The sequence below is a fragment of the Terrimonas sp. genome (assembly GCF_003075435.1).
In the GTDB taxonomy this organism is placed as follows: Bacteria; Bacteroidota; Bacteroidia; order Chitinophagales; family Chitinophagaceae; genus Agriterribacter.
Map to the genome: position 1 here is coordinate 68,300 of NZ_QCZJ01000020.1, position 26,983 is coordinate 95,282.

Consider the following 26,983-nt stretch of genomic DNA (forward strand, 5'->3'; position numbering starts at 1 on the left):
GTTATTTGGAACTTGCTGCTACCTTCTTTGCAAGATGATCCATCACAGGTATAAACTTCCCATCAGGGCTTATATCAATGAATTTTACATTTTTTTCAACTACCCCGGTATGAGGAGCCGGCCAGTAAAATACTTCTCCTGCAGTAATAGTTTCTTCTTTGCCGCCGGGATACCGCACTTTCAAAGCCCCGTCAATAACATAACCCCAATGAGGTGAACTGCACATATTTTCAGGTAAGCCTTCAAAGAAAGGTGTAAAGTCGGCAGGACCGGGAACATCCATATAGCCAACAGACATTCCGCCAAGCCCGGAAATATTCGTAAATCCGTTCCTGGGGTTTTTAGGGATTTTATTAACCGGCATATGGTATGAGGCGGTTTGCGTTTGATCAAATGAAGATACGTCCACAACAGAAGCATGAAGCGTCTTCCATTCGCCATTAACTTTCTGCAATGTTCTTGTTTCTTTTGTCTTACGGTCAACACCATCCCAATTATCCTGCTGATCAAAGCTTACAAAAGCTATATCATTTCCTATAGCATAGTTATAATTATCTCTTTTCAGCTTCAGCTCAAATGGTTCAATTTTGCTGATAGCCTGAGCCAGCGGTTTAAACCCTTTTATGGATTGCACACCTTCTGCAGTTGTATAAATAAAAGATGCGTCATTAGAATGTATCCAGCATTTTGCCCATTGCACTGAATCGCCTTTTGCCGCAAAATGGCTTTCGTCTTCTAATAGTTTTATGATCGCCGCTTCATCTGATTTTCTGTCGGGCGTGCTGTTACAGGATATGCATACCACAACAAATACAATGCATGTTAGTTTCATAATTGTTGATTTTGGTTTATCAAATTATATGTTGATGATATTAATAAACCCGTTCAGGCTGCTGCCGGTTTTATATTCTGGTTAACCCTGAATAAATTACCGGGATCGTATTTTGCTTTTACCTGCGCAAGCTTTTTATAGTTATCACCATAGCTCGCTTTTACACGATCCTCGCCTTCGTCCATTATCATATTTATATATGCCCCACCCATTGAATACGGATGCAGATCAGACCAGTAATGCTTGGCCCACTCAATAACCTTTTCTTCATCGCTTACATTATCAGCCACTCCAACTATTACCATTCCATAATTTGCATCGCGGTAGTTCCAGGCGGTTTCACTCCTGCCAACTTTTGATGCAAGGCCATTAATGTTATACATGTGCATAGTGCAGTATCGGGTAGGCATTTGCCGGGCATGTTCTATATGCTTTTTAATGGCTTCAGCACCCAGGTCCTTTACGAAATCTGCTTTCCAATACCAGATCAGCCCGGGAGGATACAAAGGGTCGAACAAGGTGTTGAGGGTAGGCACAGTCAGCGGGCCAACAAAATCCAGCGATGGCGTTTTTTTCGCTCTTATCGGTTTAAATACTTCTTCCGCTTTATCCATATCTCCCGCATAGCACCATACTACCCCGCACATTTTTTTAAGATGCAAGTGCCCGGGGAATGGCGGAAAAGGCGGCACAGTTAAAAAAGCGAAATAACCACTCAGTTCATTGGGCGCTTTATTTATGAATTCATGATGCCATGCAAACATTTCTTCCGCATCATCCAGTTCCCAAAGCATTGGGCCTGCATACACGGTGTGCACAGGGCACATTTTAAATGTAAAGGAAACCACAACGCCAAAGTTTCCGCCGCCGCCACGCAGTGCCCAGAATAAATCAGCGTTTTCTGATGAAGATGCTTTTACCAGCCTGCCGTCAGCAAGCACCACTTCTGCTTCAAGCAGGTTATCAATAGCAAGGCCAAGGCTCCGTGTAAGATTTCCAAGCCCTCCACCCAATGTGATGCCACCTGTGCCCGTAGTGCCGAATATTCCCGAAGGCACACACATACCTGCTGCTTCATGTGTTGCCGTATCCACCTCTTTCAGTAAACATCCTGCCTGTACCTTAACCGTTTTTGCATGCACATCTACTTTAATTCCTTTCATCGGTGAGAGATCAATTACCAGCGCATCATCTGCAACACCCAACCCTGCTGCGTTGTGCCCTCCGCTGCGAATAGCCAACAGCATATTATTTTCCCTTGCAAAATTTACACAGGCAATTACATCGTTCACATCTGTACAATATGCAATAGCCGCAGGGTTTTTATCTATCATACCATTATAAACTTTCCGCGCCTCATTATAAGCAGGGTCTGCCGGTAAAACGAGCTTGCCTTTCAGGCTTTTTTTCAAATCATCGCTCAAATTTTTTCTCATACAACAGTTTTAAATATGAAAACAAAATTATTATTGCAGGACAGGTATGTGTTTTTCTTAAACGGTCAAAAAATTTTCTTAAAAGTTCAGCGTGCCGGTTTTGAAAATTTTCTTGTTTCAAAATTATATGGGATGGGAAGCATGGTGTTAACAATAGCTGTTCAAAGAATTGCAAAATATGTTCGCCGGCTGATATTTACCATTGGTGAGAGATGTTGAAGTCCCCGTCATTTCGAGTGAGCCAACACGAACACTATAGTTAAATCACTCTTTTGCGAGGGAGAAATCCGCCTGGCTTTTGTACTGGTGCTCAGCATTTGTAATATGGCCCAACGGATTTCTCTCCCGCCGCAACATGCGTTTAGTTCAATACAACCTGTGGGCGGGTTCGAAATGACGGCTATGGTTATTCAGGCATCATACTCTTTTCAAAAAAGCCGATGGCGTACAACCAAACTTTTCAATAAAACATTTTGAAAAATAAGAAGAGCTGTTAAACCCGGAATTGAATGCGACCTCGGCTATGCCGGATTTTTTCTGCTTGAGCAGGGAAAGCGCTTTACGCATGCGCAAATCAATGATGAAATCGTTAGGAGAACGACCGGTTAAAGCGGTAATCTTTCTGTATAACTGCGGTCTGCTCACACATATTTCATTGCATAATTTATTCAGGTCAAATTGTTGATCAGATATTTTTGATTCTGCTATACGAATGAGAGCAGAGATGAATTCCTGCTCATTTGTATTCAGCGATTTAATGGCATCGTCTGAAAAAATGTCTTCGTTTTTACAAATTTTCCTTACGAGGGCGCAGGTCAGTGCCTGGTTGCCTGGCGCAGTCAGGCTTAAGCAATGACCCAATTTAATGGCTTCTTTAAAAAAATCACCTTCCATTGTTACAGGCTGTGAAGCGCTCAACCCCATTTTAAAAATAATGTCCGGCTGCTTGGGCTCAAACCGCTCAAGCTCTTTTTTGATATACAAAGCGCAGGAAACAGCATCGGTTGCATCATCAAAAACAGCTATGAGGCTGTCATCGGCATCCCAGGCTAAATGCCTCCCTCCGGATCTTTCCATTTGTTCCCGTACTATTTTCCTTGCCCAGGTTGGCGTAAGCAGCATAGAAAGATCGCTTGAAGCGGTAGCTTTGGTAATACCATAAACAGAAACCACAAGTATAGTTCTGTAACCTGTATCGAGAGAGCCGTTTTTTTTCTGAACAAGTCCGTAGTCATTTACAGTATGCCCGGCGCCCATCATCATTTCATAAAACCCTGTTTCAACTTCTGTTAACGCGCAGGCTATGTTGCCATGTGCCAGTTGGTGAACCTTTTCGCAGGTTTCCGGGTCAGGGCCTTCAATCAGGCAAAACACTGCACCCGCTTCCTGGTTTACCCAGAACTGCAGGTACCGCACACCATATTTATCCTGGATGGCAACATCTGCCATATGTGCTCTTTTCACATCTTCCACCGTAACATTTTCAATGTGGTGAAAATCCATGTATAGTGGCATATACTAAATTTTATTCTGCAACCTGTTCTCTTCTGTATTGCAAAGGCGGCGTTCCAAACTTTTCCTTAAATACCCTGCTGAAATGGGAAACATTTTCAAAGCCGCTGTCATCTGCTATTTCATTAATGTTTTTCCTGCTGGTATACAGCAACAGCTTAGCATGGTTTAATCTTTTCTCCAACAGCCATTTGCCGGGCGTAGTATGGTACAGCGCTTCAAAGTCTCTTTTAAATGAAGAAATGCTGCGCTGCGCAATCCGGGCATATTCGGCAATAGATAAATTATAATAAAAATTGGCTTCCATGATATCTTTCAACGGCGGCTTCTGAAAGTCGCTCAGGTAATTAATATAAGCAAGGAGCGCCGCGTTTTCCGGGTTAGAAAGAATATTAAACAACAATTCTTTGAACTTTAGTTCCAGTAAACTTTCTGCCGGAGCTGTCTTCTGTGTAAAATAGGGCAGAACACTATAAAAAAATGCCCTTGTGGCTTCGTTTATTTTTATATTGATAAGCATTTCACCGGGTGGCGCCGGCAAGGAACCTGCATGTAAGGTCTGCCGGTTTTCTTTGTAAAAACGGCAAACAAATTCATCAGGAAAATAAAATGCCAGCAGTTCCCACTGCAAATCCGCATTTTCCTGCTTCCATGCGCCTTTCTTTGCAAAATGCGTGCAGTGCTCCGTCATGCTCCACGATTGAGCGCCCAGATGAAAAATCTTTATTCCCTGCAGGGTAAAAGCGATTTGGTTAAAGTGATTGTATACATACACATATTTATCTTCCTGCGGGCACTTATAATGCAGGTACAGGAGGTCATTGGCAGCCAGTTGCTTAAACTCCTTAGGCCTATTGGTTATATAGTCGTATGTATTGTCCATGGTTAAAACAATTATTCCCTGGATGAAATGAGTTGCTTTCCTTGCGTAATTTATTCCTTTACACAGATTAGTTAAACAGGATGAAGTTGAGTAATGTATTAGTCAGGTCTCTGATACAATTCATTCAACCTATATTAATTTCATACAGAACAGGTATAATGCTATGAGTGGTATCTTAATAAAATATCAGGAGTTACTTAAAGTTAAGTATTCTATATGGAAAAAAGAACCCTGCAGAAGATTTTCTGCATACTATGTGCTTATCTCCGCTACTATCCTGAATCTTACAAACAATTCCTCGCTATACCATTTCTCCTCGTGTGTTTTTTTAATCACTTCTTTATGCTGTGTTTGATAAGCAAAGGTTTTCATTTCTTCTACACTGTTCCAGATGCTGAAAGTTGCTTGCTTAATAAAGGGCAATTCGCCTATACTTACGGTGTATAATAATCCATTGGTTGTATGCAGCATAGCAGCGGTGCCTTTTACATGTGCCCAAAATCGCGACAGGCTGTTTAACCGTATAGTCGCTCTTGTTAGTACAGCTACCTTGCCACTATAATTTGTAGTATGTGGGATTGGTCCGAATGGTTGTTGGCCAGCCCAACTGCCATGCCCCGAAACCGGAGCAAGCAAAAAAGTATGTGTTTCACATTGAAAACACCTGTACCAGCCGGCAATAAATTTTCCATACAACACTTTCAGCAAATCCTGCTGAGTACCCGGCAGCATCGCTTCATCCCTTACTGTTAAAATGGCCCATTGCTGCCAATCCGGTGTTTTGCTGAAGCCACCACCCTTACCGCAGCCAAGCAATTTCCGGAAACGGATTTTTTTGTTGAACAATAATGGCAGGTGATGTACAGCCATTGCGCATAAAGCAAAAAAAATATATCTCCCGGGATAGCGGATAATGGTAAGTGATACAAGTAATGGTTTTTTCGGCATGAACATAACGGGCACAAACCTAAGTGAAAATTTTTCTTGTGGTAACTATATAATCAGCGTGAGTTGGGAAATGATAAGTTTCTTTTGTTGGTTTTGGCTTAGGCGCTGTGTATCCGATCTTACATAACACATTCTCGTTTGTTTCATATTTTTAATCGGTATTGGATATCAGGAGCCAGCTATCCTTTGGCAAAACCACTGATCTCAATTATTAAACAACTCGCCGGATAGGACATTAATGCCGTATTTATTATAAATAACCTGCCAGTTTATATTTCCGTTTGCACAACGGATTGCATACCTGGGGTCGTAGCGTAAAGTTTTTGAATCATCCGGTATCCATAATCCAAGCCTGTAGCTGCCGGATTTTAAAATGTTATTATTTACGCGGTATCGTATATGATGAACCAATGGAGTACAAGCAGTATCGGAAGGCGCATAGGGCTGCCATGAAACAACATCGGCATTTGTTTTTAGCTCAATGACTTTATTATTCTTATCAATAAGAACCAGGTATACCGGCCGCTTATTTATAATGGTTGAAAATCCCCTGTTTATAAATGAAATATCAACTGATACTCCTTGTTTATCAGTAATGTATTTTAATGATTGCAGTTCTACCCTGTATCCTAAATGATCCCTTATATAATCGAAAACGTTTCTTCCTGTTTTCTGCCCTTTGTTATTCATAAAATAATCAGGAGAAAAAGGCATTTTGTTTTCTGTTAAAAACTGCTCAGTTATGGGAGTTTCTTTCCAGTACATCATGGAAAATTTATCCTCACCGTTATTCTCTTTATAATTATGAATCGCACTCAACGAAGTATAATGCTGCAGGAACAACTGCCTTGCTGTTTGCACTCCGTTAACCAACCAACTGCTGCCGGGGTTATCTTTATCTTTATTTACACTCCAGCTTCCCCATGGCAATTCTCCATCAACCAATAAATAAGGAGATTCTTTTACAATCTGGTTGAAAAATGGCGTCCCTTCGTGCATGCCGCCGTCCCACTCGTGAGGTTGAATAACAATAAAATCATCATGAAAAGAAATGCGGTTATAGTTGACGGAATCTTTATCCAATAAATTTTTATATGCAGGAACCCTCACCTGTATTTGCCTGTCGGCCGGTACCATGTTACAAATGATTTCCAGTATCTGCCTTTTAGTTTCTTCAGAACTTTCCAAATGGTGAAAGGAACTATGCCATTCTCCCCAGGCGCCTATCATGCCTGCCTGAACAACCAGGATAACATCTTTATTTTTCTCCAAAAATGGCCTTAATTGCTCCGCGTGGCGTTGAATATCATTTGCCGTAGGCCCTTTAGCTGCACGACCAAGAAAATCTTTTTCATACGCAAAACGCAGTATCGCTTTTTTTCCGAGTGTTCTCAGCCTGTCAAAGAACATTTGCATATCAGAAAAGCCTTCCGGGGAAATATTTTTGCCTGTAAACCCTGTTAAATAAAAATACGTTTGTACTAATGAAACACTGTCAGACGCATATTTTACATTTTCATGATCCAAAAAAGTAGTAATACCGGGATAGACATCCGGCTGAAAAGCATGTGCTTTGGAAGCTATGTCCGTTGCCACTTCAAGGCGAAATCCTCTTTCGGGATTCCATAAGCCGTATTTGCCTGCTGAATCATCTATATTAAGTCCTCTGAATTTTATTACCCGGTCGTTTTGTTGGGCATATGACACCAGACCTGTAAAAAGTAAAATAATGATAAGCGACTTATTCATTTGATCCTCTCTTTTAAATATTAAAACAGTAATAAAATACAACAACGCCACCTTACAAAAAGTGATGGCGTTGTTGCATTATGTAATCCAAAAAATCTATTCGTATCCCGGGTTTTGTGTTATCACACCATTACTTTGTGATATTACAGACCGTGGTATTGGATATAGCAGGTATTTATTCGCACCAATACTTCCGGAGCTCCAGTTAGGGTTAATTAAGTTATACTTATCATCAACTGCTCTTTGCGTAAATTTACCCCAGCGTATCAAATCGTCGCGCCTGGTGCCTTCAAGATATAACTCAAATAACCTTTCATTTTCAATTGCCGCCTGTACATCCACTTTGCTGATAGCCGAAGTATTTGCCAGTCCTGCACGATTTCTTATTTCATCAATTAACGGGATGGCCTTGCCGGTTTGATCTGTATTGTTATATGCTTCTGCTAATAGCAACAGAACATCAGCGTACCTGTAAATAACAAAATCCATATTCATATTTTGTGAATTAGCGCCAGATTCGTCAATAGCAAATTTCATGGGAACAGCGCCTCTGTAGCTTGAAGGAGCACCAAATGCTCCCCGGTTTACCATAGTGGCATTACCATAAAGTGTGCCTGCGGGCGTAACAGTTCCTCCTGATAAGGAGGTAGCCGTATCTCCGGTTAAAGCATCGCGCCATACCCATGTGCCATTTCCCCTTGAATTGGCCGGGTAATATCGTAATAATCTTAGTGTTCTCTGGTCGTTTACCGTATCAAATTTTCTATAGGTATTCCATGGCATTCTAAAACCATTCCATGCGGTAATTGCCACTCCGTCAGGATTCTGATAATCACCTGGCATAACATATGCAAACCACATGTTTGCATTATATGATGCAGTTGGAGTACAAACAATGGGGAAAATTATTTCCGTGTTACCACCTTTAGCCTGGGGACCAAAATTGTCGTTATAGTTTGAAATTAATTGAAATCCTAATGTTTTAATTGTTTCGCCGTCAATGATAGCATCATTCCACCTTTTCAATTGCATGTACAACTTCATACGGCAGGTAAGTGCTGCAGCTTTTGAGAATCTTCCATAATCTGAGCCGGTAAAATTATCAGGCAAAACGGCTATGGCATCAGTCAAATCAGAAACAATCTGATTTACCATTTCCTCGTCAGTTGGTCGTGCCAGCACGGGAGCATCAGGGTTATTTATTTCTTCAGGATTTACTCTTATGGGTACCGGCCCAAAATGTGAGTAAAGGAAATTGGCGTAATAGCCTCTTAATCCTTTTAGTTCACCTATGTATTGTGCCTTAAGATCCGCGTCAGCCATATTCAGCTTTTCTATTTTATCAATATAAAGCGTTATCTGTGAAATAAAAGCTACAAAAAAGGTGTAGTTCTGTGTAACCAATGTAAAGTCAGGATCGAAATTCAAGCTTCTGAAGCGGTCCCATCCCCAGTTACAATCCATTTCATCTGTTGCTGCCAGATCCTGTGCGCGGGTATAGTTCCAGTCAAGGCTCCATACTGTTTTTTGCACCATAGCCGTATAGCTGTAACTAACAGCAGCATTTGCTTCAGCGGCATTTCCGGGAAAGGTTTCAGAAAAGGTACCGTATGTAACATATTCCAGTTGTTTCTTACACGATACAAGCATAACCGCGAAAAAGATAAGGAAGGTAATTCCTTTCTTTTTTTGTATATATCTATATAAGTTCATTGTTAATGAGTTTAATAAATTAAAAAGTGATATTTAGCCCCATGGTATAGCTTTTACTAAATGGATAGTAATTGCTTTGGTTTAACTCGGGATCCATGCCTTTATACCTTTTAGAAGTAATGGTAAATACATTTTGCAGGTCTGCAAAAATTCTTACGGAAGAGAACACTTTTTTCTGTCCCAATAAATTATCAGGAAGAGAATACCCCAGGGTGATATTCCTGAATCTTAGGAAAGATGAATTTACAACGTAATAGTTTGAGTTGTTTTGAAATCCGCTGTATGTAGGATCAGTTAATCCAGTTGGTGAGTTGCCTTCCGGATTGAGATACGTCCACCTGTCTTTTACGCTGTTAAGAACGTTCCAGCCGTATAAAACTAACCGCCCATTCATTGAAGCTGATCCCATACTTGAAGTTGGATCCCAACCCTTTTGAATCATACCCGAAAGAAAAATATTCAGATCAAATCCTTTAAAGGTGAACGTATTGCCAAACCCGAAAATAAGTTCAGGATCAGTGGTATATAACAGTTTCTGATCGGCTGCACTGATCTTGCCATCGGGCTCGCCTGTTAAATTGCCATTGGCATCAAATCCGTTAATATCTTTAATAATGATACCGCCGGGAAGCATTCCTGGCATTGATGCCGGTTGTTTGCTCCATGTTTCCTTATATATACCCTCCGCTTCATATCCATATACACCTCTGAATGGAGCATCTTTTCCGGTTGTGGGTATCCAGGGTGTTCCTTTAAGATTTAACAATGCTGCGGGGGCTCTTTCTTTCCAAAAGCTGTAATAGTGTGATAAATTCAGGGTGGTGGTCCAGGTGAACCCATTTTTATTCCCGGGTGCAACATTTTTTGAAGAGAGGCTTAGCTCCCAACCATTGGCTCTTACACTACCCGCATTACCCCAAACATAAGAAGTGATATTATCGGCTGGCAAAGGTATTTGGGTTAACATGTCTTTGATTGTTTTACTATAAACATCAATAGAGCCATATAACCTGTTTTTAAATAGCCCAAAGTCTACACCCACATTCAATTCCGCTACAGTTTCCCAGGATAGATTTGAATTGGCGGACTGGGTTAATGATATTCCGGATGAAGGTTGGTTAGTTCCGAATATTGGTGAAGCACTTAAAGTATAAAGCGGATAAGCTCCGCCTCCAATACTACTGTTTCCGGTTTCACCATAGCCGGCTCTTAATTTAAGCTCTGATATAAAAGAAACCGGGTTCATAAAATTTTCTTCAGAAATTAACCAACTACCGGAAACTGAAGGAAAGTATCCCCATTTCTTATTATCTGCAAAGTTAGATGCCGCGTCACCACGTAATGATAACTGGAGTACATACTTGTCTTTGAATATAAAATTAGCCCTGGAAAATCCTGATATCCATGTATTCTGCGATTTGTAAGAGCTAACAGTAGGGGATACAGATTGCCCACTGCCCAATGAATAATAATATAGCAGATCTGATACAAATTGCTGATTGCCTGCGCCAACACCTTCCCAGTTGCTTCTTTGATAGGAATAACCACCAAGTATATCCATTTTTAATTCGTTATTCAGAAATCTTCTTGTATAATTCAATGTCCATTCGCTTGAAAGGCTATTTGCCTGTGTTACGTTTATTGCAGCAGCTCCGTCCACGTTTCTCCCATATAAAAAGGTTGTTGGGTAATAACTGTTCCTTTTGTTTTGAGACTGGTCATAATTTAATGTACCCTTTGCAGAGAGTCCTTTAATAATTTCCCATTGTACATACGCGGAAGTTAACGAACGGGAGCTATTGGTAAAATCAGTTACAGTTTCATAAGAGGCAGGATTAGGAGTGTTTTGATATAATGGATTAAGAGGGTAACTTTTTCCATCATCGCCACGCAATGGCAAATCTGCAGGCCAGTAAGTAGCCGATACTAAAATACCGGCATCTTCATAGAGTCCGCCTGTATTTACATTATAGGTTTTAATGTTTGACATGATCATTGATGCTCCTATTCTGATATTCTCTCTCAGTTTATGGTCTATAGATAACTTTGTATTATATCTTCTTAACCCGGAACCAACTAAAATACCTCTTTGATCAAAATAGTTTCCGGATAAAAAATAGTTTGTGTTTTTGCTGCCCCCGCTAACCGAAAAATTTTGCTGATGAATGTATCCTTTTCTGATTATGGCATCAAATGCTGAAGGTTGAACTACTGCATTCTCTATTTCAGATTGCGTATATGGTAAAGTGGGAGTGCCTACGCTACTTTCGTCAACTGTACCGTAGTATGGGCCTATTTTATTGTCATACATCCACTTTTCTCTGGTAATAAGGTTGCGTTGTTCCATATAATCTTTTGTACCCAAAAGATCATACAGCCGGTCAACCTCCTGTATACCGTAACTTCCTGAATAGCTGATAATAGGTTTTCTTTCAGACCCTTTTTTTGTGGTGATCAAAACAACTCCTGCGCCTGCCCTCGCCCCGTAAATGGCAGCGGAACTCGCGTCTTTAAGAAAACTTATTGATTCTATATCACTGGGGTTGATAAAATTCAACGGAGATTGATCCACTCCACTTGAGCCATACCTGATGGCTGTGCTGGGTGTACCTGCTGCATCGTTTATAGGAACACCATCAATAACATACAACACACCGGCATTGGCGTTAGACGGATTTGTGCGTATCTGGATGGAAACACCTGCGCCTGGTTGCCCGGTTGCCTGTGTAACCAGCACCCCAGGCGCTTTTCCCTGCAGCGTTTGAGAAAAGTTGGCAGCACTGCTTTTATTCATATCTTCAGCTTTGACACTTGCAACAGAACCGGTAACATTTTTCTTACTTTGCGTTCCGTAACCAACTACCACTACTTCGTCAAGATTTCTGTTGCCGGGTGCTAATTGTATATTCAGAAATTCATTTGTCCCTGTTTTTATTTCTTTTGTTTCAAACCCTATATAGCTTATAACCAGGGAGCCGTTTACCGGCACTTCAATGGAAAAGTTACCATCTGAATCTGTTGTAGTTATCTTCTTTGAACCCTTTACTAATACAGTAACTCCCTGGAGTGGCTGTCCGGTTGAATCTGTAATTTTTCCTTTAATTAATTCATCTTTCAGCGGCATGGCGGCATGGTCGGGTGTATTTACAGTTGGTTTTTCCACCACTGTAACCGTTTGTTTTTCTATAATATAATCAAGTGGCTGCTCTTTAAAAGCTCGCTCAAGAAACTGTTCTACCGGAACATTTTGAGCACTGATAGTTACCGGTTTTGATTTGCGTAATAAAATAGCATCATAAAAAAATACATAGCCGGTTTGTTTTTTTACAATAGTAAAAATCTGTTTTAAACTAAGATTTTTTCCGGTGTATGTAATCGTTTGAGAAAACCCTTCTGCAGCAGCACTAAGACAAAAGCAGAACATGATGGCTGTAGTTAATTTCATAACACGCAGTGTTTTGGTAAGCCCCGGTGACTTATCGGGGCACAAAGCATTTAATAACATACTTTTGTATGGTTTTAGGTTAATAAATGATAAATAGTCTTCCACGACTTATTTGTTATGGCTCAGTTTCCTGATCCTTTGACCTTCAACATCTGCCATCCTGCCCGCCAGCGGGATGGTTCTGTTTTAAGCCTGTTTTTATTTTTTTACGATTAATATTTTGCCTTTTATTTCAAACCTCACTTTATTTTTTTCCAATATTTTTAATACCTGCAATAAGCTGAGATCCCTTTGCATTTCTCCTTCAAACACCCGTTCCGGAATATCTTTTTCATATTGAACATCAACATCATACCACCGGCTTAGTTGTCTTAATACAGATGGCAAATCTGCCTCGCGAAATTGAAATACACCATTTTTCCAAGCTAATGCTTCTTCTATATCAGCCTGTTTGATCAGCCTTATCGTATTGTTTTCATTTAATTGAATTTGTTGGCCCGGTGTAATAAATTCATGCCTGTCTAAACTATTAACCTTAACCAGGCCTTCAATAAGTGTTGTTTTAATGCTTGGTTCATCCGAATAGGAGTTGATATTAAAATGTGTTCCCAGCACCTCTACAGAAGTATGTTCATTTACTTGTACAATAAAAGGCATTGATTTATCGGGCTTAATCTCAAAATATGCTTCGCCTGTAATTGATACTTTCCTTTGTTTTCCTTCAAAAGCCGTAGGAAACCGGATAGAGGATGCAGCATTCAGCCATACTTCCGAGCCATCGGGCAGGGTGAGATGAAATTGCCCGCCACGTGGTGTTGTTAATGTATTATAGCTGATCTCTTTTATGGCGCCCTTTACATGGTAAGCAAGCTGCCCGCTGTCTAATTTCACAATTGCCGTGTTTCCCTGTTTGGCAAGGCTACCCTTCTTTGCTTCATCAAGTGAAATAATTGAACCGTCTGCCAATGTGAGTGTAGCTTTATTGGTTCCCGGGGCAATATCAGTTTCTGGCAAAGATTTTTGAATAGTTTGTTGTGTAAAACTCCTGTCCGGTTTATTATATATCCATAACCCCGCAGCACAACACAACATAATTATTACTGCTGCAGCCCATCCCATTTTCCGGAACGGAAAAAAGTGAGCTCTTTTTATCCTGCTTTCGTCTTTTTTCTGTTGTATCGAAGCAAACATTTCCTGCTTCAGGGCCAGTGGTACCTCGATATCGTTGAGCGGAAATGAATCATCAAATCCATTGTACCATTCTGTAAAAACTTTTTTTTCTTCTTCGGTAATCGTTCCGTGCAACCATTTATCTGCCAGAATAAGCATCTCTTGAGTATATGATTTATCGGGCATAAAGCGGTTATTTTACTATAAGCCAATGATAAAGTCAATTACCCTTACTCAACCATAAAAAATTTTTCTGATTACAGGAAATGGATAAAAAATCCGAGTGAGTTCCTTAACCTGCGCAATGCTTTTGAAAGATGAGCCTCCACCGTTTTTTCGGAAATATGCATAACCCGGGCTATTTCATTGTTTGTATAGCCGGCTTCGCGGCTTAGTTTGTAAACCAGCCTGCATTTTTCGGGCAAATCTTTCACAATGCTTTCCAATTCCTTCCGGAGTTCACTAAACGATAGTTGTTGAAGCGTTTCGTCAGATATATCGCTTTGAACATGTTGTATATGATTCTGGTATATGCGATGTCTGTTTTTAGCCGCCAATAAATTCAATACCTCATATTTAACCGCTGCTGCAAGGTATACGGAAAGTGTTTGTGCTATTTCAACTTTTGTTCTTCTCTTCCAAAGCTTGAAAAAAATATTCTGCACAATTTCTCTTGCTTCCTGTACTTCTCCCAACCTGTTAACGGCGGTAGTAAATAACTTATCCCAATACCGGTTATATATTTCGGTAAACGCTTTTTCATCGCCACCATTTAATAATTTGACCAGATCAGGATCAGTATAGTTGGGGTAATCAGGCATCTTTCGCTTTTCAAATATTCATTGCTTAAAAGTACGCAACAAGTAATGTATAATACAAGGTTTCACAATAAGCCAGTCATATGAAAAAACCATTCTGCATCAGGAAGAAACATTCATAAATCGAGCTCATCCATGATGTAAAACTCAAATAATTTTATTAGTAAAGTAAATTATTTATCAAAAAAAATTGCGCAATCGTATGCGTTATTATTCAATATCAAGGTTATATCCAATATGATATGTAGTAGCGTTTTAAACAGCACTTAATATACCTTAATTGGGCAAGGCCTACACTTAGTTAGTAACTTAGGATTGATATTAACTGAGAAAAAAGGTTTGAGGGCGACTATTAATAACTAAATTATTTCCAGACTCATGCTATTTTACCGGAAATGCCCTTACATTTACGATCTTGTTTTAAACGGTATAACGATTCCACAAATGAAAAAAATATCATCCCTCCTGTTCTCATTAATTTGTATCGCACTTATTTTCTCCTGTAATAATAAAAGAAGCGGCACGCCTAAAGTACTGGTATTTGCAAAAACAGCCGGGTTTCATCACGAATCGATAGCCAAAGCAATACCTGCTATTGAAAAGCTGGGAAAAGAAAATGGCTTTGATATTGATACAACAACCAATTCGGCAATGTTTGAAGAAGATACATTGAAGAAGTATTCTGCCATTATTTTCCTGAATACTACCGGCGCACTTTTTAATACTAATGAAAGAGTTGCATTACAGCGATATATACAATCCGGCGGCGGCTATATGGGCATTCATGCCGCTACTGATGCGGAGTACGACTGGGGCTGGTATAACAGGCTGGTTGGTGCTTACTTTCTCAGCCACCCGCAACAGCAGGAAGCAAAACTTCTTGTAAAAGACAAATCTCATATCTCCACCAAACACCTACCTGATGTATGGACAAGAAAAGATGAATGGTACAATTTTAAGAAGCTGAACAATGATGTTCATGTATTGATAAGTATTGATGAAAAAAGCTACGAAGGTGGAAAGAATGGCGATAATCACCCTATGGCATGGTACCACGACTATGATGGAGGAAGGGCTTTTTATACAGAGATGGGGCATACAGATGAATCATATGCGGATCCTTTATACCTGCAGCATATACTTGGCGGTATTCAATATGCCATTGGCGATAATAAAGAGCTTGATTACAGCAAAGCAAAAGCACAGTACCCGCCGGATGAAGACAGGTTTACAAAAGTGCCCTTAGTACAGGGACAGTTTTTTGAACCCACCGAATTAACTGTTCTGCCCAACCTTGATATTCTTATTACCCAGCGCCGTGGCGAGATCATGAAATACAGCAATGAAACCAAAACATTAAAACAGGTAGGTTTCTTAAATGTATACAGTAAAACCAAAGACGGTAAGGCTAATTCTGAAGAAGGTTTATTAGGACTTGCCAAAGATCCCAACTTCGAAAAAAATCATTGGGTATATATGATGTACAGCCCGATTGATACTTCGGTAAACCGTTTATCTCGTTTTAAGTTTGAGAACGATACCATCGATAATAAAACAGAGCAGGTGATCCTCCAGTTTTATGAGCAACGTGAAATTTGCTGTCATACAGGTGGCTCTATTGCGTTTGGCCCTGATGGTTTGTTATATGTATCCGCAGGCGATAATACTACACCATTTAATGAACCCAATCAAACTTATACCAGCAAAAGCTTTGGTCCATTAGACGATCGTCCGGGTCATGAACAATATGACGGACGCAGGAGCTCCAGTAATACCAATGACCTGAGAGGTAAAATTTTACGTATCCGTGTAAATGAGGATGGTACCTATGAAATTCCTGAGGGAAATTTATTTCCAAAAGGAACAGAAAAAACCAGACCAGAGATTTATACAATGGGACACCGGAACCCATATCGCATATCGGTTGATCAAAAAAATAGTTTTTTATATTGGGGTGAAGTTGGACCTGACGCAAATGCCGATAGCATTGGCGTACGCGGACCCCGTGGTTATGATGAATTAAACCAGGCACGCAAAGCAGGTTATTTTGGATGGCCTTTATTTGTTGGCAATAATTACCCATATAATCGCTACGATTATGCAACCGGTAAATCTGGTGAAGCTTTTGATCCGGAAAAACCTGTAAACGAGTCAAGAAATAATACAGGCTTACGTGAATTACCTGCGGTGGCGCCGGCATTCATCTGGTACCCTTATGCCGCCTCAACAGAATTTCCACAAGTAGGTACAGGAGGACGTAATGCCATGGCAGGCCCGGTATATTATACTGATATGTGGCCCAAAGAAACAAGACTGCCCGACTATTACAATGGAAAACTGTTTATTTACGACTGGATAAGAGGATGGGTAAAAGTTGTAACCATGTTGCCCAATGGAGATTTTGATATGATGGAACCATTTATGGAGCATACAAAATGGCATAATGCTATTGATATGGAAGTAGGCCCTGATGGTAAATTATATGTGCTTGAATATGGAACAGGATGGTTTGCCAAAAACGATGATGCAGGGCTAAATCGCATAGACTATAATGCGGGTAACAGGGCTCCTAAAATTGAAAAAATTACTGTTGATAAAACTTCCGGCAGCTTACCATTAACAGTAAAGGTGACAGTTGATGCAAAAGATCCTGAAAAAGATGCGTTGACTTATATATGGACTACCGGTAGCGGACAAACGAAAGAAACAAAAACACCTGATGCTGATCTTAGCTTTGACAAAGCAGGTGATTATAATATCAGCGTAGAAGTTAAGGACGATAAAGGCGCATCTGCAAAGAGTGACGCGGTGAATGTTTATGCCGGTAATACAGCTCCTGAAGTTGCTGTGGCAGTAAACGGTAACCAGTCCTTCTATTTCGCAGGCAAACCGGTTTTATATACAGTTGCGGTGAATGACAAAGAAGACGGCGCATCGCTTGATGCATCCAACTTATATATTTCTGCAGATTTTATGCAGGGAAAAGATAAGGCGGCATTGCCACAGGGACATCAAAGCGTAATTGCCGCAGCAAGTGGTAAAAACCTGATGCTTTCGCTTGATTGCAAGAGTTGCCATAAGATAGATGAAAAATCTATTGGACCTTCCTTTACAGATGTTGCGAAAAAGTATGTGAAAGATTCTAAAGCAACAGATTACCTCGTAGGAAAAATTATAAAAGGCGGTGGCGGTGTTTGGGGCGAAGTGTCTATGGCAGCGCATCCTGATTTAAGTGACCCTGATGCCAAACAGATTGTTCATTGGATATTATCTCTTGCAGATCAAAACGGCGCTAAAAAATCTTTGCCACCTTCAGGAACAATTCCTGTTAAGGAAACGAAAGAGCATGAAGCATTACTTATTTCAGCAACATATACAGATAAAGGCGGTGATGCTGTAAAACCATTATTAGGTTCATCAGGCACAGTTTTGCAAAGCAGCAAAATAACTTTTGAAGATGTGAAAAATATGGACCAGTTTACCAAAATGAGTTATGGCGGCGCACAGATAATGATGTTACCTGCGGCGCAGGGCTGGTTCAGTATAGACAGCATTGACCTGCAGGGTGTAAACGGCGCTGAACTGGCTGTTGGTTCAATGGGACCCCGTAAAGGCGCTTATATTATTGAGCTTCGCTTAAATGCGCCTGATGGTAAAAAGCTGGCTGAAACAACATTGCCAGCTGCTGCCGGAGAAGAAAATAAGCCACAGAGAACATTGCTGAAATTTGCTTTTGATAAAATAGCAGATACTAACAAGCAGAACCTGTATATCATAACCCGTCCGGCAGATAACAATGAAAGATCTACGGTTGGGATTACATTGCTGGAATTGTTCTCTAAATAAAAACCGAGCGATCACCTGAAAGTATACTACAATACTACTACTACAGGCAGGTGATTGCCTTAAAACTCATTCTTGAAACTGGTCTTTTGAGCGTGTTTCAATTTTTTAGATGTAGACACTGCTGCTACAGTAGAAGCCTCGTGCCTCTGCATGACAGGCCGCGGTGCAGTGTTCAGCTTTAATACAATCGTTGAACAATTGTACTATTGTTCAACATACATTCCAAAGCTTGTCATGCCGGGGCACGAGGCATCTGCATAAAATTGCGCTGAACATGAAATACTGAAAAACACCTGCCCTTTTTGCTTTAACAAATCGTTACTTTTACAGCACATATAAAGTATTATTTTATGCCTGCCATTAATCACAACTCCCGTCGAAAATTTATCCGTGACGCTTCATTATCTGCTACCGGATTTTTTATAGTACCAAGACATGTATTAGGCAAGGGTTATATCGCGCCGAGTGATAAGCTTAACATTGCCGGTATTGGCGTGGGCGGCAAAGCTGAAGTAAATCTTCCGTATGCATATAATAAAGGCTCTGACAATATTGTAGCACTTTGCGATGTAGATGACCGACAGGCAGTAAATGGAAGAAAGAAATGGCCAAAAGCTCCCTATTACAAAGACTTCAGGCAGATGTTTGAAAAGGAAAATAAGCATATCGACGCGGTGATTATTACAACGCCCGATCATATGCATGCAGTAATGGCAATGGCTGCCATGCAGTTGGGTAAGCATGTATATTGCGAAAAGCCGCTCACACATGGCATATATGAAGCCCGTATGCTTACGCAGGCCGCTGAAAAATACAAAGTAGTTACACAAATGGGCAACCAGGGAAGCAGCGGCGATGATACAAGAAGAATTGAAACATGGGTGCAGGGAGGATTGATCGGCGATGTACATACCGTACATGTATGGACCAACAGACCAACGTGGCCGCAGGGCATACCTACACCCAAAGGTAATTTTGCAATTCCAAAAGAACTAGATTGGGATCTGTGGTTAGGCACAGCGCCCAAAAGAGATTTCAACCCGGGTTATCTGCCCGCAATATGGAGAGGCTGGGTTGATTGGGGTACAGGTTCGCTGGGTGATATGGGATGCCATTTTATTGATGTGCCTTATCGTGCCCTAAAATTAAAATATCCTGTGGCAGTTGAAACAAGTGTAGGCTCAGTATATACAGGTTTCTTCCAGGAAGCAATATATCCGGATAGCTATCCGCCTTCTGCAAAAACACATATTCAGTTTCCTGCACGGGAAGGAATGCCGGCAGTAGAGATGATCTGGTACGATGGCGGCATCCGCCCAAAACGCCCTGTTGAATTATTGCCTGATGAAGAAATGGGTGAAGAAGACGGCGGAATAATTTTTGAGGGAACGAAAGGAAAGATAATGGCTGGGCTTTTCGGTCGTAATCCAACGTTATTGCCTACCCGCCTGATGAAGGAAACGAATTTACCATCGTCAAAATATGAATTTGTTGAAGGAGGCACCGAAGGTCACCAGCAGCAATGGGTAAAAGCATGCAAAAAAGGTTATGGCGCATATACCAGCTCTTCCTTCGATAAATCAGGACCATTAACCGAAACAGTATTGATGGGTAATCTTGCCGTACATAGTTATAATCATTTTGAAACAGATGCAAAAGGCAATAAAAAATTTAACGGCAGAAAACAATTATTGTGGGATGGTGAGAACATGAAGATCACGAATTTTGAACCGGCTAATCAATTTGTAAAGAGAGAATACAGGGCCCCGTGGAAGTTGTAGAAGCAAATAATCTTAGATTTGAAATTTTAGATTTGAGATCGGGGCTAAGAATTGAAGAGATGTTTGAAGTTTGTGTCTTTTAAAACTTCAAACCATAAACCTTGAACCTTACTTATATTACCTTAAATATAATCTTTGGCGCCATTATCTTGCTCCCATTCTTAAGCACAACAATAATATTATCGAGAATCATTTCATCTCCTTTTTTAATATTATCCTTTATGCTTTCCCGCCACAACTGAGGTAAAATGGAGGTATTGGTAAAATCACTGGTACGCATGTCATCAGAAGATTTTTTTTGACCGGAATCTTCATCCTGGTAGGTGCTTTTAAATTTATAAAACAACCTGAAGCGTATTATTGAATAGGTGTTTGCATTTTCATCCTTTGCCACAAGTGCCGAGTCAACAATTTTAGCCAATGTTTCAGGGCTAATATCTCCGCCTTTCAATCCTCCTATAGACATCGTGATTTTAGGGATTACCGTTTTTGCTTTCGCGCCGGGCTTAACTGAAGGCTTATTCTGCGCCAGTGCGTACCCGGCGTTAAACAGTAATATGCAGAGTAAAAGTTTTTTCATTATTTGTTCCTTTGATAAAGAGGCAAGGCTTAAACGGTTGCAAATTAGGGTTTATTATATAGAAGTTTTGTTAAAAGGCTCTCTGTATATTACGTATATTTATTTACCCAACTATGTTAAGTTTTTATAACCACAGGGGTCTGAATATAATCGCATTTTTTGTCCAGGATTTTGGGCTATTAATCAAACTCATTTATTATTATGATTACACAGGAAAAATTAAAAATCTATAAAAAATATGATGGCAATATTGACAGTTGGGCAAGATCCGGAAGAAAAAAGGAGAAGACAATAATGGAAGATAAAGACTGGGGCATGATTGATGGATTGATACAGGATTTGAAACTTGCAGACAGGGGATTGGCTGCCGAAGTATATATAAATGATATTTATAAAAGGATGAATGAAAATTGCGACAGTGCAGAAACAGTAGAAGAAATTAAAGCTATGTTATGTAGTGAACGCAATGCCCCGCAACCGGCAAACTTTTTTAGCAGGATTTTTAATTTATACAAGTCTTTATAAAACCCGATTAAAAGTTTACACACTTAATGAGATAGCCCAATAATTGCCTGCGGTCTATTCACTATTGCTCTTAAAAAAACGCTATTAATAAATGATAATATGAAAAGAAAACTGCTTACTTTTTTTATAGGCTGCGTTGTTGCAACGGCTATGTGTGCTCAAACAAAGATCACGCTTAATACTGATCTTGGAAAAACAAAAATCAGCAAACATATTTATGGACATTTTGCGGAACACCTTGGGCATTGTATTTACGGGGGCATATATGTAGGTGAGAAGAATACTAAAATACCCCATACTGCCGGCATTAGAAATGATATTATACAGGCTTTAAAAGATTTAAAAATTCCAAACCTGCGTTGGCCCGGCGGCTGCTTTGCAGATGCATATCAATGGAAAGATGGCATTGGCCCAAAAGAAAAAAGACCCAGCATGATCAATGTTTGGTGGGGCGGTGCAAAAGAAGACAACAGCTTTGGCACACATGATTTTCTTGACCTGTGCGAACGTATCGGAGCGGAACCTTATCTCGCAGGCAATGTAGGCAGTGGTACGGTAAAAGATCTGTCAGATTGGGTGTCGTATGTAAATCATCCCGGGGGTAGCCCGATGGCTGATCTGCGCAAACAAAATGGACGGGAAAAACCCTGGAATGTAAAAATGTGGGGCGTAGGCAATGAAGCCTGGGGCTGCGGCGGTAATATGACGGCTGAATATTATGCCAACGTATACCGCCAGTATGCAACTTTTATGAACGACTGGAGCAAAGATGCAAAACTCTATAAGATTGCGTCCGGCGCCAGCGATGGTGATTATGCATGGACGGAAACGCTGATGAAAAATATTCCTCACCATATGCTGGCTGGTGTTGCATTGCATCACTATTCTGTATTAAGCTGGCAGGATAAAGGACCTTCAGTAAATTTTACCGAAGCGCAATATTTTAAAACAATGGAAGAAGCGTGGAAAATGGAAGAGTTTGTTGCGAAACACAGCACCATAATGGATAAATATGATCCTCAGAAAAAAGTTGACCTGATCGTTGATGAATGGGGCGGATGGTATAATGTGGAAGATGGTACTAACCCGGGATTTTTATACCAGCAAAACACCATGCGTGACGCGATGATCGCCGGGCTTACCCTGAACGTTTTCAACAATCATGCTGACCGTGTACGTGGCGCTAACCTGGCCCAGATTGTGAATGTACTGCAGGCAGTTATTCTTACCAATGAAGAAAAAATGATCCTTACACCTACTTACCACGTTATGAAAATGTATAACGTGCACCAGGATGCTACATTAATACCTATAATGATTGACGCGCCTCAATATGAATTCCAGGGAAAAAAGCTTACGGCAGTATCGGCATCAGCGTCAAAAGATGCTGCAGGAAAAATAAATATTTCTTTAACGAATATTGACTATAGCAAGGCACATGAGGTAACGATCAATCTGCGGGGAGAAAATTTTTCAAAAGTATCGGGGCAGCTATTGTCGTCTCCCAAGATAAACGATCATAATACTTTTGAGCAACCCAATAAAGTAGCGCCCAAAAGCTTTACCGGTGCAAAGTTAGACAAGGGCGTGCTGAAACTTAATATTCCTGCATATTCGGTAATTATGTTAACAGTGGAAAAATAGCATACTTAAAATTTCCTTGTATTCATTTCAAAAAAGACTGTAATAAAGAAATTTTTCTACCAGGCTGAAGATTTCCTGGTAGAAAAATCTTCATTGTACTGCTTCAGTCAACCTTGTGAATATTTGTATTGTGTTCAAATATTGAACATCAGCCAATCGTTATACAGGCTTATATTGTATTTTAATATTTTTATGCAAAAAAGCACACTGAGATTTAACCTGGGTTATTTCACATTGTTCATCTTATTATTTATTACAGAAGTGCTGATCGCATTATATTCACATAATTCTGTACTGCGATCCTATATAGGCGATGTATTGGTAGTGGTACTTATTTATTGTTTTGTTAGATCGTTCTTTAATACTCCTGTATTTATAACAGCAGTAGCGGTTTTAATATTTGCCTGCCTTGTTGAAACACTTCAATACTTCAAAATAGTGCATAAACTTGGACTCGAACATTCTGTATGGGCGAGCGTTATTATAGGCACATCATTTTCATGGTGGGATATTGTTTCCTATGTTGCCGGCATTATTATCGTACTGGCTTTCGAAAAATTAAAATAAAATCAGCATGCTGCTTTAAGTGTTATTTTATGCTTTTAAAGAAAAGTGGCAGGTATGAAAGCAAAAGCCAGCACTTTTCATATTTATTACATTTATAGGTTCGTTCTGCTTAAGCCACTTGTAGTGCTTATTATAACTATTGTTATGGAGAAAGACGGGATAGCAATACCAAAAGCGGCTTAGCGATTGAACATGTTTGAGGTTGTGGGGTACTGATTACCGGTTGCATTATTGCTCATTATAAAAGCGCACGCAGCATTGGCTCTTAATAATGCTTCATCGTCCAGATTCTGGTATTGTGCAATTATTTCTACATCAATTATAAAATCACATAAGAATAAGGTTATTTTGCTTTGGTATAATTTTCTATTACTGGTAATTAAAATTATTCATATGCAAAATTGGCTGAGAACTTTACTTGCCGGGTACGGCGCATACAAATGGGGCGGCGGCTGTTTGGGTTCTATTCTCGTTTTTGTGATCATTTATTATTTACTTGGCTATTGTTGATAGCTTAAATTCCTGCATATCAGCTGATATGCAGGAATTTAATTAGGTGTTCCGGGTAAAATAATATGCAGTTATTATTTTTGCTGACGGTTTGGTTTATCAATATGCGTTTTAAAAAAATTTCCCGCAAAGCTTTATTATTGCTCACGGTATTTATTACCGTTTTTATAGCAGGATATTTTTATGCATCACTCCCATTAATAAGCGCTTTCGGCGCCAAAACGCTTTGTTCTTCCATATACCTTCAACACCGAAATCCCAAAGTGGTAATTAAAGAAGATCTATCAGGTTTTCCATTTTCATTAGCAACATATAACATAAACAATGCAGATTCGTCTGTATCAGTAAATGTATTTGGCCTTGCAGAAAAAAAAGCGATATTCAGAAAAGGGCTCGGCGCTACTTTAATAAATGATTTTTCAGCATCAGATATTCGAAAACAGCAATTCAATATTCCAGCTCCTGCTATTGATCATATGAATTGGCCCGGGGGAAATAAGCTTGCAGACAGCATTCCGGCGTGCATAAATAACCAGGAGCTTGACGAAATGCTGCAGCAGCACATCTCCGATGAACGTTCCACTACAAGAGCAGTTGTGGTTGTGCATAACGGCAAACTGATTGCAGAACAATATGCCCCGGGGTTTTCAGATAGCACTGTTATGCCTGCATGGTCTGTCAACAAAAGCATTACAGGTTGCCTGATTGGCATATTGGTAAAACAAGGTAAATTAAATATAGATGCACCTGCCCCCGTACCGCAATGGACAGGCACGCCGAAAGCATCAATCACCATCAAACAGTTATTGCAGCAAACTTCAGGGCTGGCTTATGCTGAAAATTATCTATTCCCCAGTGAAGCGACCAATATGCTTTTCAGAAAAGGCAATATGGCAAATTATGCAGAAAGCCTTCCTTTAAAATATACACCGGGAACCGTTTTTAATTATTCCAGCGGTAATACCAATATTTTAAGTGGTATCATAAAGAAAGTAGTAGGAAATGAAGATTATGCCTCTTTTCCATACAGGGAATTGCTGTATAAAATCGGTATGTATTCAGCAACCCTTGAGCCTGACGCTTCGGGTATGTATGTCGGTTCCTCCTATTGTTATGCCACTGCACGTGATTTTGCAAGGTTCGGATTGTTTTGTCTTGATAATGGAAAGTGGAACGGTCAGCAGATCCTCCCAAACAATTGGATATACTTATCAACACAACCTGCTAAAGCAGACCTATTTCAACAATATGGTATGCAATTCTGGCTAAATGGTTTTGACAAACCGAGCGCAAAAAAACATCAGTTTCCCGATGTTCCGGCTGACATGTATTATGCTGACGGGTATGGTGGGCAGGACATATTTATCATTCCTTCGAAGCAAACAGTTATTGTAAGGCTGGGGTTAAAAAAGATTGATGAAAATAAATTGATTGCAGGTATATTATCAACATTACCTTAAAAGCGATAAAAGTTTTTTTATTTCCCGGATTATAAAATCCAACTTTTTATTTTGATGTTTTGTATCTGCCGCAACTTATTTTTGCCCGTCACCCATATGCTTACATTAAGCATGGCTATTATAACTCAAAAATTAAAAATGCATTTGAAAATTATTTTGTTCCTGGTATTGGCAGCGGGCATGGTTATGAACGGTATGGCACAATCCCAGTTTAGCGGCTGGTTGGCTGCTTTTAATACAATCAAACTAAACAACAATTTTAGTTTTTACAGTGATGTACAGGTTAGAAGTAATGATCAATGGCAGCATATGCAATCATTACTGTTACGCCCAGGCCTGAATTATAATATTGCAAAAAATAAAATGCTTACGGCTGGCTATGGGTATATCAGCAATCGCAGAACGGTATCTGAAGTTTCCGGGTATATGCCTGAACATCGCATCTGGGAGCAATTTATTGTTTCACATCCGGTTGCCTTTACATCGTTATTGCACAGGTTCAGGGTGGAGCAACGCTTTATTGGAACGCCGGTAATAGAAAATAATGATCTGAAAAGAGATAACTATGTATACGCCAACAGGTTCAGGTATTTTTTTAGAACTATTGTGCCGTTGAGTGGTGAAAAAAAGTTTGAAAAAGGCATGTTCGCCTCCCTGCAGAATGAGGTGTTTCTGAACTTTGGCAATAAGCGCAATGTTAATGGGAAAACTTTTGACCAAAACCGGGCATATGCATCTGTTGGTTATCGCGTAAGCAAAACTTTTGATATTGAAACAGGTTATATGAACCAGTATGTTTCAGGCAAAAATGATGCGATTACCAATAATCATATACTCCAGTTGGCAACATACCTGCGCCTATAATATTTGACCAAATTAAAGAGTAGCTTTGATTACCCAATATACTTACCGTATGAAGAAAAGATTTAGCATAATTATTCCTGTTTTACTGGTTGCCTTTTCACTATGTGCCCAACAAAACAATGATGCAGCAGGTACTTATTTTTTGCAGGACGTAAAAGATACAAATAGTGGCTTTACGCTAAAGCCAAATTATACATTCACTTTTTTTTATACAAAAGACCAGTTTACCCGAACCGGTAGCGGAAGATGGACCCTGGATAATAACATTATTACTTTCAACAGTCGTTTAAAACCTGCCCGTGATTTCAAGCTGCTATCTTCACGCAGGGTAAATGATAATTTTGTTACTATAGCTTTTACTGACGACAATCCGCTCTATATAAAAGACATTGAATGCACATTATATACAGCGCGTGGCCGTCAAAAAAAATTCACTAATGCAGAGGGTATCGTTCAGTTTACAAAGCAGGAAATTGATTCGGTGAAAATCATTTCATCTTTTTTTCCTGATCACCCGTTTACATATATTCCGCTCAATAAAATTCAAAACAACTTTGTATTTGAACTTGAAAAATGGATAAGTGAAGTATTCTTTTCTGATTTCACCCTGCAGTTCTCAAATCCACATTTATCAGGAAGGCATCCATTATTACCCGGGCAGTTTAGATATACAAAAGATAATTAGGGTCAGGTGATAAAT

General features: G+C 39.9%; 20 protein-coding genes. 9 read left to right on the forward strand and 11 right to left on the reverse strand.

Translation table 11 applies throughout. The features are described 5' to 3' along the window. Window position 1 precedes the first annotated feature (1 nt). Together DC498_RS18950 and DC498_RS18955 are read right to left on the reverse strand one after the other, a co-directional pair. The gene (locus DC498_RS18950; RefSeq protein WP_116875728.1) at window positions 2-832 is read right to left on the reverse strand and encodes a hypothetical protein; all 831 of its coding nucleotides are present in this window, start codon (window positions 830-832) and stop codon (window positions 2-4) included. A gap of 53 nt (window positions 833-885) precedes the next feature. Further along, window positions 886-2,268 (reverse strand): FAD-binding oxidoreductase, encoded by a 1,383-nt coding sequence (locus DC498_RS18955; RefSeq protein WP_116875729.1) that lies wholly within the window; start codon window positions 2,266-2,268, stop codon window positions 886-888. 15 nt (window positions 2,269-2,283) lie between these two features. On the opposite strand from DC498_RS18955, the gene DC498_RS18960 reads away from it, so the two are divergent. Further along, a complete protein-coding gene (locus DC498_RS18960; RefSeq protein WP_116875730.1) occupies window positions 2,284-2,487 on the forward strand; it encodes a hypothetical protein in 204 nt (67 codons plus the stop codon). A gap of 198 nt (window positions 2,488-2,685) precedes the next feature. Here the strand turns inward: DC498_RS18960 and DC498_RS18965 are convergent, their stop codons facing one another. From DC498_RS18965 to DC498_RS19000, 8 genes are all read right to left on the reverse strand, one after another. Further along, entirely contained in the window at window positions 2,686-3,783 is a 1,098-nt protein-coding gene (locus DC498_RS18965; protein WP_116875731.1) for a nickel-binding protein, read from the reverse strand. A 10-nt stretch (window positions 3,784-3,793) separates the two neighbouring features. Beyond that, window positions 3,794-4,663 carry a helix-turn-helix domain-containing protein gene (locus DC498_RS18970; RefSeq protein WP_116875732.1) on the reverse strand — a complete coding sequence of 290 codons (870 nt, stop codon included), beginning with the start codon at window positions 4,661-4,663 and terminating at the stop codon, window positions 3,794-3,796. A gap of 252 nt (window positions 4,664-4,915) precedes the next feature. Continuing rightward, the gene (locus DC498_RS18975) at window positions 4,916-5,617 is read right to left on the reverse strand and encodes a DUF3291 domain-containing protein (protein ID WP_240628050.1); all 702 of its coding nucleotides are present in this window, start codon (window positions 5,615-5,617) and stop codon (window positions 4,916-4,918) included. 198 nt (window positions 5,618-5,815) lie between these two features. Next, the gene (locus tag DC498_RS18980; RefSeq protein ID WP_116875765.1) at window positions 5,816-7,360 is read right to left on the reverse strand and encodes a DUF4874 domain-containing protein; all 1,545 of its coding nucleotides are present in this window, start codon (window positions 7,358-7,360) and stop codon (window positions 5,816-5,818) included. A 96-nt stretch (window positions 7,361-7,456) separates the two neighbouring features. Next, window positions 7,457-9,073 (reverse strand): RagB/SusD family nutrient uptake outer membrane protein, encoded by a 1,617-nt coding sequence (locus DC498_RS18985; RefSeq protein ID WP_116875733.1) that lies wholly within the window; start codon window positions 9,071-9,073, stop codon window positions 7,457-7,459. A 19-nt stretch (window positions 9,074-9,092) separates the two neighbouring features. After that, complete coding sequence (locus DC498_RS18990; RefSeq protein WP_165813897.1) at window positions 9,093-12,518, reverse strand: TonB-dependent receptor; 3,426 nt, start codon at window positions 12,516-12,518, stop codon at window positions 9,093-9,095. Window positions 12,519-12,716: 198 nt separating this feature from the next. After that, window positions 12,717-13,874, reverse strand: coding sequence for a FecR family protein (locus DC498_RS18995; RefSeq protein ID WP_116875735.1), 1,158 nt, complete (start codon window positions 13,872-13,874; stop codon window positions 12,717-12,719). A gap of 71 nt (window positions 13,875-13,945) precedes the next feature. Continuing rightward, window positions 13,946-14,509, reverse strand: a complete 564-nt coding sequence (locus DC498_RS19000; RefSeq protein ID WP_116875736.1) for an RNA polymerase sigma-70 factor — start codon at window positions 14,507-14,509, stop codon at window positions 13,946-13,948. A gap of 441 nt (window positions 14,510-14,950) precedes the next feature. Here DC498_RS19000 and DC498_RS19005 point away from each other — a divergent pair, with 441 nt between their 5' ends. Both DC498_RS19005 and DC498_RS19010 read left to right on the forward strand, forming a co-directional pair. Continuing rightward, on the forward strand, window positions 14,951-18,352 hold the full coding sequence (locus DC498_RS19005; RefSeq protein WP_116875737.1) for a ThuA domain-containing protein: 3,402 nt from the start codon (window positions 14,951-14,953) through the stop codon (window positions 18,350-18,352). A gap of 350 nt (window positions 18,353-18,702) precedes the next feature. Continuing rightward, window positions 18,703-20,133: a Gfo/Idh/MocA family protein gene (locus tag DC498_RS19010; RefSeq protein ID WP_116875738.1), complete on the forward strand. Its 1,431-nt coding sequence runs from the start codon at window positions 18,703-18,705 to the stop codon at window positions 20,131-20,133. Window positions 20,134-20,245: 112 nt separating this feature from the next. On the opposite strand, the gene DC498_RS19015 is transcribed toward DC498_RS19010, so the two are convergent. After that, window positions 20,246-20,713: a hypothetical protein gene (locus DC498_RS19015; RefSeq protein ID WP_116875739.1), complete on the reverse strand. Its 468-nt coding sequence runs from the start codon at window positions 20,711-20,713 to the stop codon at window positions 20,246-20,248. 201 nt (window positions 20,714-20,914) lie between these two features. Here DC498_RS19015 and DC498_RS19020 point away from each other — a divergent pair, with 201 nt between their 5' ends. The 6 genes from DC498_RS19020 to DC498_RS19050 all read left to right on the forward strand — a co-directional run bounded on the left by DC498_RS19020 (window position 20,915) and on the right by DC498_RS19050 (window position 26,968). Then, window positions 20,915-21,238 carry a hypothetical protein gene (locus DC498_RS19020; protein ID WP_116875740.1) on the forward strand — a complete coding sequence of 108 codons (324 nt, stop codon included), beginning with the start codon at window positions 20,915-20,917 and terminating at the stop codon, window positions 21,236-21,238. Window positions 21,239-21,337: 99 nt separating this feature from the next. Beyond that, window positions 21,338-22,882 (forward strand): alpha-N-arabinofuranosidase, encoded by a 1,545-nt coding sequence (locus tag DC498_RS19025; protein WP_116875741.1) that lies wholly within the window; start codon window positions 21,338-21,340, stop codon window positions 22,880-22,882. Between the two features lie 192 nt (window positions 22,883-23,074). Continuing rightward, window positions 23,075-23,449 (forward strand): ribosomal maturation YjgA family protein, encoded by a 375-nt coding sequence (locus DC498_RS19030; protein ID WP_116875742.1) that lies wholly within the window; start codon window positions 23,075-23,077, stop codon window positions 23,447-23,449. Window positions 23,450-24,024: 575 nt separating this feature from the next. Next, window positions 24,025-25,419: a serine hydrolase domain-containing protein gene (locus tag DC498_RS19040; RefSeq protein ID WP_116875744.1), complete on the forward strand. Its 1,395-nt coding sequence runs from the start codon at window positions 24,025-24,027 to the stop codon at window positions 25,417-25,419. Window positions 25,420-25,557: 138 nt separating this feature from the next. Beyond that, entirely contained in the window at window positions 25,558-26,283 is a 726-nt protein-coding gene (locus tag DC498_RS19045; protein ID WP_165813898.1) for a DUF2490 domain-containing protein, read from the forward strand. 49 nt (window positions 26,284-26,332) lie between these two features. Then, window positions 26,333-26,968, forward strand: coding sequence for a hypothetical protein (locus DC498_RS19050; protein WP_116875746.1), 636 nt, complete (start codon window positions 26,333-26,335; stop codon window positions 26,966-26,968). Window positions 26,969-26,983: the final 15 nt, after the last annotated feature.